The sequence below is a fragment of the Seongchinamella sediminis genome, assembly GCF_003457605.1.
Classification (GTDB): Bacteria; Pseudomonadota; Gammaproteobacteria; order Pseudomonadales; family Halieaceae; genus Halioglobus; species Halioglobus sediminis.
Window position 1 is genome coordinate 220,079 of the sequence record NZ_QRAN01000005.1, and the last position, 16,286, is coordinate 236,364.

The window sequence follows — 16,286 nt, forward strand, 5'->3', positions numbered from 1 at the left end:
AGGCGCCGTAAGTGCCAAGCTAAGGAAAAAACATGACCCGCTGTTACAACTTCTGCGCCGGCCCTGCCGCGTTACCCCAAGCCGTCCTGGAAAAAGCCCGCGACGAGATGCTGGACTGGCACGGCGCCGGCCTCTCGATCATGGAAATGAGCCATCGCAGCCCGGAAGTCGTCGGTGTCGCCCAGCGCGCCGAGGCCGACCTGCGCCAGTTGATGGGTATTTCTGACGACTACGCCGTGCTCTTCCTGCAGGGCGGCGCCAGCACGCAGTTCGCCGCCGTGCCGCTGAACCTGGCGGGAGCCGGCGAGGTGGCCGACTACGTCAAAACCGGCCAGTGGTCGAAAAAGGCCATCGCCGAGGGCAAGCGCTTTGCCCGGGTGAACGTGGCTGCCAGTTCCGAGGCGAGCAATTTCTCCACCATCCCGCCGCGGGACAGCTGGCAGCTGTCGGATAGCGCCGCCTACCTTCACTACACCCCCAACGAAACCATTGGCGGGGTGGAGTACTTCTGGGTACCGGAAGCGGACGCCCCGCTGGTGGTGGACATGTCGTCCACCATCCTGTCGCGCCCGGTTAACGTGTCTGATTACGGGGTGATTTACGCCGGGGCGCAGAAAAACATCGGTCCGGCGGGCCTGACCCTGGTCATCGTGCGCCGCGATCTGTTGGGCCGGGCCAGCGAGACCTGTCCCGCCATGCTCAACTGGCAGACCGCCGCCGACAATGATTCCATGTATAACACACCGCCCACCTTCGCCCTGTACCTGGCGGGCCTGGTGTTTGAGTGGCTGCAGGAGCAGGGCGGCCTGGCCGCCATGGAAGTGGTCAATCGCCGCAAGGCGGAGAAACTGTATGCCGCCATCGACGGTTCTGACTTCTACGCCAATCCGGTGGAAGTGCAGAGCCGCTCGCTGATGAACGTGCCCTTTACCCTGGCCGACGCCAGTCTCGACAAGCAGTTCCTGGCGGAGGCCGATGGCGCCGGACTGCTCAACCTGAAGGGTCATCGCTCGGTGGGCGGGATGCGCGCCAGCATCTATAACGCGGTGGGCGAGGACGCGGTGGACGCGTTGATCGCCTTCATGCGGGACTTCGAGCAACGCAACGGGTGACGGACTCAGGAGACAAGCGCAGCCTGGACGAGGTCAGGGCGGACATCGACGCCATCGACCGTGAAATCCAGCAGCTGATCAGTCGCCGGGCCCGCTGCGCCCAGCGGGTTGCCGATATCAAGCTGGCCGAGATGCAGGCTGCCCGGGAAGCCGGCGATACCGATGCCGAGGTGGTTTACTACCGCCCGGAGCGCGAGGCCCAGGTACTCAAGCGCATCATCGATCGCAACGAGGGACCGCTGGCGGGGGAAACCGTAGCCCACATCTTCCGCGAGATCATGTCCTCCTGCCTGGCGCTGGAAAAGCCCCTGCAGGTGGCGTTTCTCGGCCCCGAGGGCACCTTTACCCAGGCGGCCGCCATCAAGCATTTTGGCCACGCCGCCCTGTGTGTGCCCCAGGGCACCATCGACGCCGTGTTCGCCCAGGTTGAATCCGGCGAGTGCAATTACGGCGTGGTGCCGGTGGAGAATTCCACCGAGGGCATGGTCAGCCACACCCTGGACAACTTTATGGACTCCGGGCTGAAAATATCCGGCGAAGTGGAAATGGCGATCGCCCACCACCTGCTGGTGGCCAGCCATACCGGCAAGGACGACATCACCCGCATCTGTGCCCACCAGCAGGCGCTGGCCCAGTGCCGCAACTGGCTGGACAGCCACTGGCCCCACGTGGAGCGCGAGGCGGTGAGCAGCAATGGCGAGGCGGCCCGCCTGGCCCTGGAGACTCCCGGTGTGGCCGCGATCGCCGGCGATATGGCGGCGGACCTGTACCAGCTGGAGAAGCTCGCCGAGCACATCGAGGACTATGCCGACAACACTACCCGCTTCCTGGTCATCGGCCGGGAAGAGGTGCCGCCCTCGGGGCGTGACAAGACCTCCATTATCGTCTCCAGCCGCAACAAGCCGGGGGCCCTGTTCACTCTGCTGGATCCGTTCCGCAAGGCGGGGGTCAGCCTGACCCGGATCGACACCCGGCCATCGCGCACCGAGAAGTGGGCCTACGTGTTTTTCATCGAGTTTGAGGGCCACCTGCAGGACCCCAATATTGCCGCCATCGTCGCCGAGCTGGAAGAGCAGTCGATCCTGCTGAAACCCCTGGGTTCCTATCCCCGGGCGGTACTGTAAGCGCTTATGGCGGAACGGGTAGATACCGTAGCCATCCTCGGCCTGGGCCTGATCGGCGGGTCCCTGGCCCGGGCGTTGCGGGCAACAGGCTTTTGCCGGCAGGTCATCGGTTACGGTCACCGGGAGCCGTCCCTGCGTCGCGGGCTGGAACTGGGGGTGATCGATGATTTCACCCTGGATCTCGATAAGGTCATCCGCCGGGCCGACATCCTGGTGATCTGCACCCCGACCCTGGTGGCTGCGGACGTGCTCGCCTCCATCCTGCCCCGCCTGCAGGGTCTGGCGCAGGCCCCGGTGGTGACTGATGCCGCCAGCGTCAAAGGCAATCTCTATCAGGCGGCCAGGGAGGCCTGTGGCGGCAGCTTCCCCCCGGGCTTTGTGCTCGGCCATCCGATTGCCGGCTCTGAGCGCAGCGGGGTGGACGCGTCCCGGGCCGATCTGTATAAGAACCACCGGGTGATACTGACCCCGGTGGCTGAAAACGACAGCGACGCCGTTACCCTGGTCAGGGACATGTGGCTGGCTACCGGCGCCGAGGTCGTCGCCATGGAGGTGGCCCAGCACGACGCCGTGCTGGCCGCTACCAGTCATTTGCCCCACGTCCTGGCCTACGCCCTGGTGGACGCTCTGGCCCAGTCGGATGCCAGCGAGGAGATTTTTCGCTGTGCCGCCGGCGGATTCCGCGACTTTACCCGCATTGCCTCGTCGGACCCGGTCATGTGGCGTGATATCGCCATCGCCAACAAGACGGCCCTGCTGGATGCTATCGACCTGTTCAGCGAGCATCTGGGCCGCTTGCGTGAAGCGGTCGCTACCGGGGATGCGGACGGCATGCACGCGACCTTTACCCGGGCCAAGGCGGCGCGGGATGAGTTTGCCACGATTCTGGCGGAGAGAGGGCAGGGGAAGCAGGATTAGTGCCGGAACACACCATGCCGGGATCCAGCGACCCGGAAGGCTACTGGGTCCCCGCTTTCGCGGGGACGACGTTAAGCGAGAGAGCAACTGTAATGGAATTTAAACTACTCCCCGGCGGCACCATTAACGGTGAAGCCCGCGTCCCTGGCGACAAGTCCATGTCACACCGGTCAATGATGCTGGGGGCACTGGCCGAGGGAACGACCCGGGTCACCGGCTTTCTCGAGGGGGAGGATGCCCTCGCCACCCAGTCGGCTTTTCGCGCCATGGGCGTGGATATCGAGCGGGTGGCCGAAGGCGAGGTGCTGGTGCATGGCGTGGGCTTGCATGGCCTGAGGCCACCGGCACAGGCACTGGACCTGGGCAACGCCGGCACCGGCATGCGCCTGATGTGCGGATTGCTGGCCGGCCAGCCCTTCGACACGGTACTCACCGGTGACGCCTCATTGTGCGCCCGTCCCATGGGGCGGGTGATCGACCCGCTGCAACTGATGGGCGCGGAAATCGCCTCCGAGGCCGGTGGCCGGCCGCCGCTGCGTATTCGCGGCGGCCGGGCACTGCACGGTATTCACTACGACCTGCCCATGGCCAGTGCGCAGGTGAAGTCCTGTGTGTTGCTCGCCGGACTGTATGCCGAGGGCCGCACCTCCGTGACCGAGCCGGGCCCCACCCGCGATCACACCGAGCGCATGTTGCGCGGTTTCGGTTACGAGGTCAGCAATGACAACGGTGTGATCAGCCTGCAGGGCGGCGGCAAGTTGCGGGCCACGGATATCGACGTGCCCGCGGACATTTCCTCGGCGGCCTTTTTCCTGGTGGCAGCCAGTATCACCCCCGGGTCGGATTTGTTGCTGACCCACGTGGGCATCAACCCCACCCGCATTGGCGTGCTCAATATCCTCAAGCTGATGGGCGCGGACATCACCCTCAAGAACGAACGCGAGGCAGGTGGTGAGCCGGTGGCCGATATCCGGGTTCGCTACGCGCCGCTCAGGGGCATAGACATTCCCGAAGAGCAGGTGCCGCTGGCCATCGACGAATTTCCGGCCCTGTTCATCGCCGCGGCCTGTGCCGAGGGTCGCACCGTGTTGCGCGGTGCGCAAGAGCTGCGGGTCAAGGAGAGCGATCGCATCGTCGCCATGGCCGAGGGGCTGGACACCCTGGGCGTGCCCAATGAGGTGCTGGATGACGGCATCATCATCGAGGGTGGCAGCCCCATCGGGGGCGGTGAAATACGCACCCACATGGACCACCGCATTGCCATGGCCTTTGCCATCGCCGCCCTGCGCGCGGAGCGGGAAATCTACGTGCTGGACTGCGATCACGTCGCCACCTCTTTCCCCGGCTTCGATGCCCTGGCCCGTGGCCTGGGCCTGCAGATCAGCGTGCACGGCGATTGATGCTGGCGCCGGTTATTACCGTCGACGGTCCCAGCGGGGCGGGCAAGGGCACCATCAGCCATATGCTGGCGGACCGGCTTGGCTGGCGCTTTCTCGACAGTGGCGCCCTGTACCGGGTAACCGGCCAGGCCTGCCTGATCGAGGGGGTGAGTTGGGATGACCACGCCGCTGTTGCCGAGATCGCCCGCCACCTCGATGTGAGTTTCACCGCGGCGGCCAGCGGGGAAGTGCTGGTAGCGTATCGCGGCCAGGATGTGTCCCGAGCCATTCGCACCGAAGAGGGGGGGCGCGGCGCTTCAACCGTGGCCGCCATTCCCAGCGTGCGCGAGGCCTTGCTGGCGCGGCAGCGCGATTTTCGCCAGCCCCCGGGCCTGGTGGCCGATGGCCGGGACATGGGCACGGTGGTGTTTCCCGACGCGCCGCTGAAATTTTTCCTCACCGCATCCCCCGAGGAGCGCGCCGAACGGCGCTATAAGCAGTTGATATTAAAGGGAGAAAGTGTTAGTCTCCCGCGCCTTCTGGAAGACATCAAGGAGCGTGATGCGCGCGATTCAAGTCGCCCTGTCTCCCCCCTGGTGCCCGCAGAAGATGCCATTGTCATCGACAGTACCGCCACCGGCATCGACCAGGTGTTCGCGCAGGTGCTGGAGAAAGTGACAGAAAAAGGTCTCATGTAGCGGCCAAATGCTGCGAAATCCTTTTAAATGGCAACACATTGTGTCTCCGGCTGAATCCAGTCAGGGCCGCTGGCACAGTGTACGTTAACAACCCCGCACCGGCTGGAGGCGCGGATGACCAAACCAACAGGTAATGTGTAATGAGCGAATCTTTCGCCGAACTTTTTGAAGAAAGCCTTAAAACCGTCGACATGCAGCCCGGCGCCATCGTCACCGGCGTTGTTATCGACATCGACAGCGACTGGGTAACCGTACACGCGGGCCTCAAGTCAGAGGGTGTTATCCCCCGTTCCCAGTTCACCGACGCCAGCGGTGAGTGTTCCCTCAGCATCGGCGACGAAGTACAGGTCGCCCTGGAATCCGTGGAAGACGGATTCGGTGAAACCAAGCTGTCCCGCGAGAAGGCCAAACGTGCCGAGGCGTGGAAAGAACTGGAAGCTGCCCACGAGGCAGAGGAAGTGGTCAAGGGCGTGATCAACGGCAAGGTCAAGGGTGGCTTTACCGTGGACATCAACACTATCCGCGCCTTCCTCCCCGGCTCACTGGTAGATGTGCGTCCCGTTCGCGAGACCACGCACCTGGAAGGCAAGGAACTGGAATTCAAGGTCATCAAGCTGGACCAGAAGCGCAACAACGTGGTGGTCTCACGTCGCGCTGTCATGGAAGCGGCCAACTCCGAGGAGCGCGAAGCGCTGCTGGAGACCCTGCAGGAAGGCATGTCCGTGAAGGGCATCGTCAAGAACCTGACCGACTACGGCGCATTCGTCGACCTGGGTGGCGTAGACGGCTTGCTGCACATTACCGACATGGCCTGGAAGCGGATCAAGCATCCTTCCGAGATCGTCGAAGTTGGCCAGGAAATCGACGTCAAGATCCTCAAGTTCGACCGCGAGCGCAACCGCGTATCGCTGGGCCTGAAGCAACTGGGCGAGGATCCCTGGGTGGAAATCACCGGCCGCTACCCCGAGGGCAGCCGGGTCAAGGCCAAGATCACCAACCTCACCGACTACGGCTGCTTCGCCGAGCTGGAAGAGGGCGTGGAAGGCCTGGTACACGTGTCCGAGATGGACTGGACCAACAAGAACGTCCACCCCTCCAAGATCGTCCAGCTGGGCGACGAGGTGGAAGTCATGGTGCTGGACATCGACGAGGAGCGTCGTCGTATTTCCCTGGGTATCAAGCAGTGCCAGCAGAACCCCTGGGATGCCTTTGCCTCCCAGTACAGCAAGGGCGACAAGATCGCCGGTTCCATCAAGTCGATCACCGACTTCGGCATCTTCATCGGCCTGGAAGGCAACATCGATGGCCTGGTGCACCTGTCCGACATCAGCTGGAACGAGCAGGGCGAAGAAGCGGTTCGCAACTACAAGAAGGGCGACGAGATCGAGACAGTCATCCTGTCCATCGACCCCGAGCGCGAGCGTATCTCCCTGGGCATCAAGCAGCTGGAGGACGACCCCTTCGGTAACTACGTTTCTGCCAACGATCGCGGCTCCATCGTCAGCGGTGAAGTGATCGAGGTTGACGCCAAGGAAGTGATCGTCAAGCTGGCCGACGAAGTGGAAGGCATCCTGAAGGCCTCCGACATCTCCCGCGACCGCGTGGAAGATGCCCGTAACTCCTTCAAGGTGGGCGACACGGTAGAAGCCAAGATCGTCTCCGTGGATCGCAAGAACCGCGGCGTGGTCCTGTCCATCAAGGCCAAGGACTACGACGACGAGAAGGAAGCGGTCAAGTCCCTGAAAGAGTCCGAGCAGGAAACGGCCTCGCCGGGTACGATCGGCGACCTGATCAAGGCGCAGATGAACGACAACTAAACAGTCGTTCTTCCCCGGGACGGAATCCGTTTCCGCTCCCGGTCGTTTCGCAAAGGGCTCATCTTCGGATGGGCCTTTTTCGTTGGGCTGTGCGTTAACCGGGGGGCGGGCGTGGGGGCGGGTATATCCTCGCGAAAGCCATCAGGGAGGCACCGAAGGCGTGCCTGGAGACAGCGAAGCGCTGTAAGGCTCCAGGCCAACTGAGGGCACCGCGGAGCGGTGCCGACAGCGCAGCGAGGATATACCCGCCCCCACGCCCGCCCCCGCGCCCGAATACGACAGTCCGGTGCGACGCCGCGCCCTGGGGATTGGCAAAATCTCGAGATTTCGCAGTTTTTCTATATAAAATAACAACTTGCGTAATATATTATCTGGGTCCACAATAATCAGCCGGTGCCAAAACAACCGATAAGACCGATGACCAAAAGTGAACTGATAGAAACGATCGCCGCAAGACAGAGCCAGTTGTCCGCCAAAGACGTGGAGCTGGCGGTGAAAACGATTCTCGAGCACATGTCCCAGTCGCTCTCCGAGGGTGAGCGCATCGAGATTCGCGGCTTTGGCAGTTTCTCCCTGCACTACCGGGAGCCCCGGCGGGGCCGCAACCCCAAAACCGGCGATGCAGTCGAACTCACCGGGAAATATGTCCCCCACTTCAAGCCGGGCAAGGAATTGCGCGAGCGGGTCAACCTGGGGCTGCAACAGGGCCTGTGAACTTGCCCTCCCGAATTCAGGCGGTATGATCCCCGGGTCATACCGTTTTTTTTGATCTCCCAGGCCGGATTTTCCTATGAAGCTGCTGCGCAACCTCCTGTACCTTGCCCTCGTTGTCGCCATGGCCGCGGTTGGCGTGCTGTTCGCGCTGCAGAATGAAATGCCGGTGCCGCTGGATCTGCTGGTGGTCAATCTGGAGCCGCGCAGCCTGGCCCTGTGGCTGCTGCTGGCCTTTACCGTCGGCGGCCTGCTGGGCATGCTGATGTCATCGGCCCTGGTGCTGCGGACCCGCACGGCGCTGGCGTCGGCCAATCGCCAGCTGGCCCGCAGTCGCGCCGAGCTGGACAAACTGCGCACGGCAGGCCTGAAAGACGGTGAATGACTATCTTGTCTTCGGCCTCTTCTTTGTCGCAATCGCCATAGGCTGGTACCTGGGCCGGCGCGGCCAGGGCAAAGCCCGGGTCAGGTCGCCTGATCTGCCGGGGCAATACTACCGGGGGCTTAACTACCTGCTGGACGGCCGGCCCGATGGCGCTGTCGATGCCTTTATCAACGCTCTGGAAGTCAATAGCGAAACCCTGGAGACGCACATTGCGCTCGGCAATCTGCTGCGCAAGCGCGGGGAGGTCGACCGGGCAATCCGCATTCACCAGAACCTGCTGGCCCGTCCCAGCCTGCCCCGCAGCCAGGTCCACCAGGCGCACCTGGAGCTGGCCCGGGACTATATCAGTGCCGGCCTGCTGGACCGCGCCGAACGGCTGTTACTCGATCTGGTGCAGGAATCCTCGACCCAGCGCCGGGCCAGCCAGTGGCACCTGCTCGACATCTACCAGAGTGAGCGCGAGTGGCAGCAGGCTATTGATACCGCCAGGCAGCTGTTGCCGCGCAAGGGCCTGCTGGGCAGTGGTGCGGTGGGGGCCAATGAAGAAACCGGCCAGTCGGTGCCGGTGGTGCTGTCACATTATTACTGCGAACTGGCGGCGGAGCGGCACGCGGCCGGGGATTTGCAGACAGCGCGCAGCCTGCTGCAGGAAGCGATCCATCAGGACCGGCAGTGTGTACGCGCCTCGCTGATGCTGGGCGAGGTGGAGTACGATGCCGGCCGCTGCAAGCCGGCGATCAAGGCCCTGCGCCGGATTCGCCAGCAGGATCCCTTGTACATCAGCGAATCGGTTCCCACCCTGCGCAAATGTTACCGTGAGCTGGGCGAGGAGAAATCCCTGCTCGCCTACCTGCGCGATTGCCTCGACAGTGATCCGTCACCGCCCCTGTTACTGGCGGCGGCCGAGGATATCCGCGAAATGGAGGGCCTGGAAACGGCCGAAACTTTCGTGGTCCGGCAGCTGGAGAAGATGCCGTCCCTGCGCGGGCTGGAAAAACTGATCAGTCTCCAGGGCAGCGACAGCGAGGGCAAGGCGCGGGAGGACCTGGAACTGGTACAGCAGATGGTGCAGCGGCTGATAGAGGAGCGCCCATCCTATCGCTGCAGCCACTGCGGTTTCGCTGCCCGGGACCTGCACTGGTTCTGCCTGGGCTGCAAGTACTGGGGCACGGTACGGCCCATTCGCGGCACCAGTATGGAATAATGGCCGCCCGCTGCAAGAGAACAGACTATGAGTGCTAACCCGGTTATCGTCGCCCTGGATTTCCCCGCCGCCGAACCCGCGCTGGAGCTGGCTGCCCGGCTCTCCCCCGAACTGTGCCGGCTGAAGGTGGGCAAGGAAATGTTTACCCGCAATGGAATTGGCCTGGTCGAGGCCCTGCAGGGGATGGGTTTCGAGGTTTTCCTGGACCTTAAATTTCACGATATCCCCAATACCGTGGCCGGTGCCGTGCGCTCGGCGGCCGAGCTTGGGGTGTGGATGGTCAATGTTCACGCCAGCGGTGGGCGCAGAATGATGGAGGCCGCGGTGGAGGCGCTGCAGCCCTACCGCAACAAGCCCCTGCTGATTGCGGTTACGGTGCTGACCAGCATGTCCGACGAGGACCTGGCGGAACTGGGCTACACCGAAACCGCCGCCCAGCGGGTGATGCGTCTCGCCGCCCTGACCGAGGACTGCGGCCTCGACGGTGTGGTCTGCTCCGCCATGGAAGCGCCGCAGTTGCGGGCTGAGCGCGGCACAGAGTTTTGCCTGGTAACCCCGGGCATTCGCCTCGCCGGCGATGCGGCCGGCGACCAGCGCCGGGTGTTGACCCCCGCCGACGCCATCGCCAACGGCTCCGACTACCTGGTAATCGGCCGCTCGGTGACGGGCGCCGACGATCCCCTGGCCGCCCTGCAGAGAGTGCAACGGGAACTGGGCCGCGGCTGAATATCATCAGATACGGCCGCTGGCGCCCTTAAGTCCTCGGTTGTTGCTAGACTCCCTATCGGTACGGATGCCTGCATGGATGCAGAGTGCTGATCAGGGAGATCAATCATGACCAATTCAATTCTTAGTAATACTGCCGCGGGCAGTGCCATCGGATTCCAGCCATTCAGGCAACTGGCGACGCTGTTGCTGCTGTTGTGCGCGCTCACGGCAATGCCGCTGCAGGCACAGGAGCCGCCGCCGGATTCGGCGCTGGAGACAGCGGTGAATATCAACACGGCTGACGCCGCGGCTCTGGCGGCCGGACTGACTGGCGTTGGTCCGGCCCGGGCCGAGGACATCATCCGCTACCGGGAAGCTTACGGGCCCTTTACCACTGTCGAACAACTTACAGAGGTGAAAGGGGTTGGCCCATCGACGCTCGCTAAAAACCGGGCGCGGATAACACTGGATTAAGGGCGGCGCATCCGTATCATGAGGGGGCTTATGCCCCCTTTTTCTTACATCACGACGTGAAATACCTGGTAACCGGGGCTACCGGCTTTATCGGCACAGCACTGTGCCGGCAGATCCTGCTTGCTGACGCCGAATTGCTGGCCTATAGCGCCAGCGGCAAGCCGCTGGCCGACGGTACCCCCACCCGGGCGCTGGATCTGGCAGTAGAGCAGCCCGACAGCCAGGCCCTGGCCGGCGTTGACGCGGTGCTCCACCTGGCGGGCATTGCCCACCGCGATGCCCCGGCGGATGAATACGAGGCGGTGAACCACCGGGCGACCATCGAACTGGCGCGGCGCGCGGCACGGGCAGGCGTGGGCGCGTTTATCTTCCTGAGCAGCGTGAAAGCAATGGGCCCGGTGGTGACGAACCTGCCGCGCTCGGAGCACGAATCCGGCGCGGCTGCGGACCCCTACGGACGCTCGAAGCGCGCTGCCGAACTGGCTCTTGCGGCTGAGTTCGCCGCCAGTGCCATGTCGGTGGTCATACTGCGCCCGGCACTGGTGTATGGCAGCGGCGCCAGGGGCAATCTCGCCCTGTTGTCGCGCGCTGTCGCGCGCGGCCTGCCCAGGCCACCCGAGGACGGCGGGCGATCCATGGTTGGCCGCGAGGACCTGGCTCAACTCATGCTCATGCTGGCGGCCAGCAACAAGCCGGGGGTCAGTACCTACATCGCGACCGATGGCGAGACTTACAGCACCCGCCGGATCTACGATGCCCTGCGCAGGGCCCGCGGCCTGGGGCCGGGCTCTGGCTGGTGCCCGCGATGGGGCTGGCGGCTGGCCTGCCGCCTGCTGGACCTGCGCTCGCCCCATCCGGAACCTGCCTGGCAGCGTTTGTTCGGGGTGGAAACCTACAGTGGCGCAGCCCTGCGCCAGGAGCTTGGCTGGCGGCCACGGCAAACCCTGGAGACCGTGCTGCAGGCCAGTGGTGGCACGCTGTGATCGCCCTGCCGCTAACCCTGCTGCTGTCGCTGGTCGGTTGCGGACTCTACCTGCGCGCCGCCCGCCGACTGCAAATACTGGACCGGCCCAATGAGCGCAGTTCCCACACCCGGCCCACCCCCCACGGCGGCGGCGTTCCGCTTTTGCTGGCGCTGGCACTGGGCGTGGCAATGGCGGCGGTGTCGTGGCAGCAGCAGTACCTGCTGCTGTTGGCGCTGGCCCTGGGGCTGTCCGCCCTGGGTGTGCTTGATGATATGCGCGGGCTTGGCGTGCGCCTGCGCTTTGCCCTGTACGGCCTCTGCTGCCTGGTGGCGGTGCTGGTCATCCAGGATCCATTGTCCGCTCCGGGGCCGATCAGCCTGGCCATCGCGGCGGCCTCGGTGTTCGCCTTGTTGTGGATGCTCAATCTCTATAATTTCATGGACGGCATTGATGGTTACGCCGCAACCCAGTGTATTGTCGCCTGCGGCTGCGCGGCCCTGCTGGCCTGGGGCCAGGCCGCGCCGCCGCAGTACCCGCTGTTCTGCCTGTTGCTGGCCGCCGCCCAGGTGGGCTTCCTGTTCTGGAACTGGCCCAGCGCCCGCCTGTTCATGGGTGATGCGGGCAGTGTGCCCAGTGGCTTCCTGCTGGGGGCGCTGGCGCTGTTGGGCCAGGCCCAGGGCTACCTGCCCCTGGCCTCCTGGCTGATCCTGCTGGCGGTATTTATCACCGATGCCAGCGTTACCCTGCTGTGGCGTATGGCCAGCGGGCAGGCCTTCACCCAGCCCCACCGGCTGCACGCTTACCAGCGGCTGAGCCGCCACCTCGGCGGGCATCTGCCGGTGGTTTTGCTGCTGTTGGCCCTCAACGGCCTGTGGCTGTTTCCTCTCGCCCTGGCCGCAGCTGTTTTTCCCGGGTATTCAATTTTATTGGTAATTTTGGCATATGTTCCGCTGCTGGCAGGCATGGCTAAAATTAGGCATTTCCGCTAGTATCTCCCTTCAGGTCGTCGCAAAAATCACACCATAACGGCCACCGAAAGACCATGTTAGAGTGAGGGAAAACGCTTGCTGCAGTTGTTGGGCCGTATTGTTTCGCGCTCTGTATCCGCTATTGTCGGAGGATTGCGGGACGGTCTGGAAAAACTGATAGAACTGCCCCGCAACATCAAGCAATCAGGGCTGCTGGCCCTGGATATGTGCTTTGTCACCTTCGCCATGTGGGCGGCAGTAGCCTTTCGCTACGGGCACCTTGAGTTCCAGCTGGGGCCGGTAGAAGTGTTCTGTGCGGTGTTCACCGTCCTGGTCAGTGCCGTTATCTTCCTGCGCCTGGGGCTGTATCGCGCTGTTATCCGCTTCATGGGGCAGCAGGCGATCTGGGCGGTGATTACCGCGGTCAGCTATTCCACCCTGGTACTGGGGGCGACCGTGTTCTTCACCCAGGCCGATGTACCCCGTTCCATGCCCTTCATCTACTGGGGTCTGGCCATGCTGGGCATTGGCGGTACCCGGCTCAGCGTTCGTGCCTATTACCAGGCCAAGCTGCGTTCCCTGTCGGAGAACGTCCTTATCTATGGCGCCGGTGAATCTGGCCGCCAGTTGTTGACCGCCTTGAACCACGGGGACCAGTACCGGGCGGTGGCTTTTATCGACGACGACCCGCGCTTGCACCATTCGGTGATCAACGGCCTGCAGGTGGCTCCGCCGGAGACCATAGAGCAACTGATTGCCGAACACGATATCACCCAGGTCCTGCTGGCGATCCCCTCTGCCTCCCCGGAACGGCGCAAGGAAATAATCAACTCCCTGGTGGGACTGCCGGTCTATGTCCGCACCGTGCCCCGCATTGCCGAGTTGCTGGCCGGTGAGGCCAGCGTCATCCAGATCCAGGACGTGGACCTGGATGACCTGCTGGGGCGGGAACCGGTGCCGCCCAAGCCCGAGTTCATTGATCGTTGCATTACCGACAAGGTGGTCATGGTGACCGGCGCCGGCGGTTCCATCGGTTCGGAACTGTGCCGGCAGATCGTCAAATCCGGTCCCCGCGAGCTGGTTCTGCTGGATAATTCCGAGTACGCGCTGTACAACATCGAGCGCGAACTGCGCGAACTGATGACCACCCTGGGACTGGACTTCCCGATGGTGGCCCTGCTCGGTTCGGTGCAGGACGGCCGCCGGCTGGAGAGTGTGTACCGCACTTTCTCGGTGGAGACGGTCTACCACGCGGCGGCCTACAAGCACGTGCCGATGGTGGAATACAATGTCGCCGAGGGGGTGGCCAATAACGTGTTCGGCACCTGGTATGCGGCCCAGGCAGCGCGCAAGGCCGGGGTGGACACCTTCGTTCTTGTCTCCACCGACAAGGCCGTGCGCCCCACCAATATCATGGGCGCCTCCAAGCGTTTTGCCGAGATGATCCTGCAGGGCCTGGCCCAGCGCGAGACCGGCACCCGTTTCTGCATGGTCCGCTTTGGCAATGTGCTGGGATCCTCGGGTTCGGTGGTACCGCTGTTCCGGGAGCAGATCGAGGCCGGCGGTCCGGTGACCGTTACCCACCCGGAAGTGACCCGCTACTTCATGAGTATCGCCGAAGCCGCGCAGCTGGTACTGCAGGCGGGCGCCATGGGCACCGGTGGCGACGTCTTTGTACTCGATATGGGCGAGCCGGTGCGCATAGTGGACCTGGCCCGGCGGATGATCCGCCTCAGTGGCTACGAGATGGACCACGACACCCACGTCGGTCACCATATCGATATCGAGTTCATTGGCCTGCGCCCGGGAGAGAAACTGTACGAGGAATTGCTGCTCGGCAGCAACGTGACCGGCACCGGCCATCCCATGATCATGCGCGCCGAGGAGGAGTGCCTGTCCTACGGCCAGATCCACGGCTACGTGTCCGAGCTGCTGCATTACTGTGACGCTATGGATTGCGCCGGCATTACCTCGGTGCTGCGCAAGGCGGTCAGCGGCTTCAGCGAGCACGAGGTGCGCCACGATTACATGTGGAACAGGCAGGCGGAAACCGACGTCCAGCCCCGTGCGCCCGCTCTCACCTCCAATGTGAAAGAGCTGTTTCCCGAGAAATCGTCCTGAACCGGGCCCCGCGAAGGCCCGCTTATTCCTCTACATCGTCAACCGAGTACTGCCCGCTGAGGCGGCGGCGGATATGGGCCCAGGACATGCCCACCGCCAGTAACAGGGCCACCAGTAGCAGCCCCAGCCAGGTAATTGCCCCCGACGACTCCAGGCTTATCCAGCCCAGGTCTACCAGTAACCAGATGACGGCGGCGAATAGCGCGCTGCCGAGGATGAGCCCCAGGGGACCCAGGGCGTTGAAGGTGGCGCGCAGGAAGATGATCCAGCCGATGATCAGGATAATGCCCAGCAGGGCCGGCACTGGCCCGAACGCGGTGCCTTCGGCGAATACCCAGCCGATGTAGGACCAGTCGGTCGGATTGTAGGTGCCGAACACCAGCACGGCGGCAAATGCAAAGCGGCCGAGAAAACTGACCGCATTGAATTCATTGGACATCGGGTTCTCCTGTCGTGGGCGTCGCTGCGACCCAGAATAAGTGACTCAGGCCGCCGGAAGCAAGCCGCGCACAATGGTGGTGATTTCCACCTCCGACATATAGCGGGGCACCGGGTATAGATCGCCCGCCTCGGTCATTGCTTCCTCGACGATGTCGGGAATATCGGCGGCTTGCAGGCCCTCCGGCTTCAGCGGCAGCTCCAGCTCTGCTCGCAGGTCGATAATTGCCTGGATAAATGCCCGCGACAGCTGTGCCGGGGCATCACCGGGCTTGCCCAGGGCCACCAGCACTGCGAGGTCAGCCAGGCGCTGGTGGGCGCAGCTGCCATAGGCCGCCAGCACTTCCGGCAGTACCATGGCATTGGCATTGCCGTGGGGCGTGTGACAGATGCGCCCCAGCTGGTGGGCGATGCCATGCGCATAGCCCACCGAGGTGCGGCCAAAGGCGGCGCCGGCGTAAAAAGCCGCGACCGCCATACCGTCACGGGCCTCCATGTCGTCGCCGTCGTGCCAGGCGCGAGGCAGGTACTTGAATATCAGTCGCACCGCCGCCTTCGCCTGCAGTTCAGTGGCGGGTGTCGATGCCTTCGACAGGTAGGATTCCACCGCGTGGGTGAGGGCGTCCATACCGGTGGCCGCGGTGATTCCCCGGGGCATACCTTGCATGATGGCGGCGTCCAGGGCCACGTAGCCGGGAATCAGTTTGCTGTCGACCACTGGCACCTTGCGGTGCGTCTCGGGGTCGGTAATAACCGATGCCAGGGTGATTTCCGAACCGGTACCGGCGGTGGTGGGGACCGCGAACAGGGGCAGCCCCGGCTTTTTCGCTTTCTGGATACCGTCGAAGGCGGACAGGTCGCCGGGATTGGTGTGCAACAGGGCGATCAGCTTGCCAGCATCGAGAACCGAGCCGCCACCCACCGCCATCACCGCGGTGCAGGCCTCGGTGCGCAGCAGGGCCTCGCCGGCCTGCACCTGGTCAAACGCGGGGTCCGGTAACACGCCATCGAAGACCGCGAAGGCGACACCGTCCTTTTCCAGCTGCTGCTTGATGCCGTCGAGGATGCCCGAGCCTGCCAGGAAGGCATCGCTAACAATCAGCACCTTGTCGATACCGAGAATGGCGAGCTGTCCGGCGAGGGTAACGGCGGAGCCTGCACCCTTGTAAACCACCGGTGAGTGGCGCGGCAGCAGTCGCAGTAACCAGGTGACGGCGAAGGCTCTTATGCGGTAGTAAAGCGTTTTCACTGTGTGCGGTCCTGT

16 protein-coding genes are annotated in these 16,286 nt (G+C 63.7%); 14 read left to right on the top strand and 2 right to left on the bottom strand.

What is annotated here, in order from left to right; all coding sequences use genetic code 11:
• The first annotated feature begins 32 nt into the window (after window positions 1-32).
• From serC to DWB85_RS06895, 14 genes are all read left to right on the top strand, one after another.
• The gene (gene serC / locus DWB85_RS06830) at window positions 33-1,112 is read left to right on the top strand and encodes a 3-phosphoserine/phosphohydroxythreonine transaminase (protein ID WP_117953462.1); all 1,080 of its coding nucleotides are present in this window, start codon (window positions 33-35) and stop codon (window positions 1,110-1,112) included.
• On the top strand, window positions 1,109-2,236 hold the full coding sequence (gene pheA, locus DWB85_RS06835; protein WP_117953463.1) for a prephenate dehydratase: 1,128 nt from the start codon (window positions 1,109-1,111) through the stop codon (window positions 2,234-2,236). Before serC ends, pheA begins: the two co-directional genes overlap by 4 nt.
• Window positions 2,237-2,242: 6 nt before the next feature.
• Entirely contained in the window at window positions 2,243-3,154 is a 912-nt protein-coding gene (locus DWB85_RS06840; RefSeq protein WP_117953464.1) for a prephenate dehydrogenase/arogenate dehydrogenase family protein, read from the top strand.
• A 92-nt stretch (window positions 3,155-3,246) separates the two neighbouring features.
• Entirely contained in the window at window positions 3,247-4,554 is a 1,308-nt protein-coding gene (gene aroA, locus DWB85_RS06845; protein WP_117953465.1) for a 3-phosphoshikimate 1-carboxyvinyltransferase, read from the top strand.
• Complete coding sequence (gene cmk, locus DWB85_RS06850; RefSeq protein ID WP_117953466.1) at window positions 4,554-5,231, top strand: (d)CMP kinase; 678 nt, start codon at window positions 4,554-4,556, stop codon at window positions 5,229-5,231. The genes aroA and cmk overlap by 1 nt, the downstream gene beginning before the upstream one ends.
• 140 nt (window positions 5,232-5,371) lie before the next feature.
• Window positions 5,372-7,048, top strand: coding sequence for a 30S ribosomal protein S1 (rpsA, locus tag DWB85_RS06855; RefSeq protein ID WP_117953467.1), 1,677 nt, complete (start codon window positions 5,372-5,374; stop codon window positions 7,046-7,048).
• 417 nt (window positions 7,049-7,465) lie between these two features.
• Window positions 7,466-7,762, top strand: a complete 297-nt coding sequence (gene ihfB / locus DWB85_RS06860) for an integration host factor subunit beta (protein ID WP_117953468.1) — start codon at window positions 7,466-7,468, stop codon at window positions 7,760-7,762.
• 76 nt (window positions 7,763-7,838) lie between these two features.
• On the top strand, window positions 7,839-8,144 hold the full coding sequence (locus tag DWB85_RS06865) for a lipopolysaccharide assembly protein LapA domain-containing protein (RefSeq protein WP_117953469.1): 306 nt from the start codon (window positions 7,839-7,841) through the stop codon (window positions 8,142-8,144).
• The gene (gene lapB, locus DWB85_RS06870) at window positions 8,137-9,348 is read left to right on the top strand and encodes a lipopolysaccharide assembly protein LapB (protein ID WP_117953470.1); all 1,212 of its coding nucleotides are present in this window, start codon (window positions 8,137-8,139) and stop codon (window positions 9,346-9,348) included. Before DWB85_RS06865 ends, lapB begins: the two co-directional genes overlap by 8 nt.
• 27 nt (window positions 9,349-9,375) lie before the next feature.
• Window positions 9,376-10,074: an orotidine-5'-phosphate decarboxylase gene (gene pyrF / locus DWB85_RS06875; RefSeq protein WP_117953471.1), complete on the top strand. Its 699-nt coding sequence runs from the start codon at window positions 9,376-9,378 to the stop codon at window positions 10,072-10,074.
• A gap of 108 nt (window positions 10,075-10,182) precedes the next feature.
• On the top strand, window positions 10,183-10,530 hold the full coding sequence (locus DWB85_RS06880) for a ComEA family DNA-binding protein (RefSeq protein WP_205422676.1): 348 nt from the start codon (window positions 10,183-10,185) through the stop codon (window positions 10,528-10,530).
• Window positions 10,531-10,586: 56 nt separating this feature from the next.
• Window positions 10,587-11,513, top strand: coding sequence for an NAD-dependent epimerase/dehydratase family protein (locus tag DWB85_RS06885; RefSeq protein ID WP_117953472.1), 927 nt, complete (start codon window positions 10,587-10,589; stop codon window positions 11,511-11,513).
• A complete protein-coding gene (locus DWB85_RS06890; RefSeq protein ID WP_162846040.1) occupies window positions 11,510-12,484 on the top strand; it encodes an MraY family glycosyltransferase in 975 nt (324 codons plus the stop codon). The genes DWB85_RS06885 and DWB85_RS06890 overlap by 4 nt, the downstream gene beginning before the upstream one ends.
• Window positions 12,485-12,559: 75 nt before the next feature.
• Window positions 12,560-14,584 carry a polysaccharide biosynthesis protein gene (locus DWB85_RS06895; protein WP_117953474.1) on the top strand — a complete coding sequence of 675 codons (2,025 nt, stop codon included), beginning with the start codon at window positions 12,560-12,562 and terminating at the stop codon, window positions 14,582-14,584.
• A gap of 22 nt (window positions 14,585-14,606) precedes the next feature.
• Here the strand turns inward: DWB85_RS06895 and DWB85_RS06900 are convergent, their stop codons facing one another.
• Together DWB85_RS06900 and DWB85_RS06905 are read right to left on the bottom strand one after the other, a co-directional pair.
• Window positions 14,607-15,023, bottom strand: coding sequence for a DUF6524 family protein (locus DWB85_RS06900; RefSeq protein ID WP_117953475.1), 417 nt, complete (start codon window positions 15,021-15,023; stop codon window positions 14,607-14,609).
• A 45-nt stretch (window positions 15,024-15,068) separates the two neighbouring features.
• Window positions 15,069-16,271, bottom strand: coding sequence for an iron-containing alcohol dehydrogenase (locus tag DWB85_RS06905; RefSeq protein ID WP_239017242.1), 1,203 nt, complete (start codon window positions 16,269-16,271; stop codon window positions 15,069-15,071).
• Window positions 16,272-16,286 lie beyond the last annotated feature (15 nt).

Excerpts from the sequence above, each read along its gene's own strand:
- serC (WP_117953462.1), top strand. The coding sequence starts at position 33 with ATGACCCGCTGTTACAACTTCTGCGCCGGCCCTGCCGCGTTACCCCAA.
- DWB85_RS06840 (WP_117953464.1), top strand. The coding sequence starts at position 2,243 with ATGGCGGAACGGGTAGATACCGTAGCCATCCTCGGCCTGGGCCTGATC.
- aroA (WP_117953465.1), top strand. The coding sequence starts at position 3,247 with ATGGAATTTAAACTACTCCCCGGCGGCACCATTAACGGTGAAGCCCGC.
- cmk (WP_117953466.1), top strand. The coding sequence starts at position 4,554 with ATGCTGGCGCCGGTTATTACCGTCGACGGTCCCAGCGGGGCGGGCAAG.
- rpsA (WP_117953467.1), top strand. The coding sequence starts at position 5,372 with ATGAGCGAATCTTTCGCCGAACTTTTTGAAGAAAGCCTTAAAACCGTC.
- ihfB (WP_117953468.1), top strand. The coding sequence starts at position 7,466 with ATGACCAAAAGTGAACTGATAGAAACGATCGCCGCAAGACAGAGCCAG.
- DWB85_RS06865 (WP_117953469.1), top strand. The coding sequence starts at position 7,839 with ATGAAGCTGCTGCGCAACCTCCTGTACCTTGCCCTCGTTGTCGCCATG.
- pyrF (WP_117953471.1), top strand. The coding sequence starts at position 9,376 with ATGAGTGCTAACCCGGTTATCGTCGCCCTGGATTTCCCCGCCGCCGAA.
- DWB85_RS06880 (WP_205422676.1), top strand. The coding sequence starts at position 10,183 with ATGACCAATTCAATTCTTAGTAATACTGCCGCGGGCAGTGCCATCGGA.
- DWB85_RS06900 (WP_117953475.1), bottom strand. The coding sequence starts at position 15,023 with ATGTCCAATGAATTCAATGCGGTCAGTTTTCTCGGCCGCTTTGCATTT.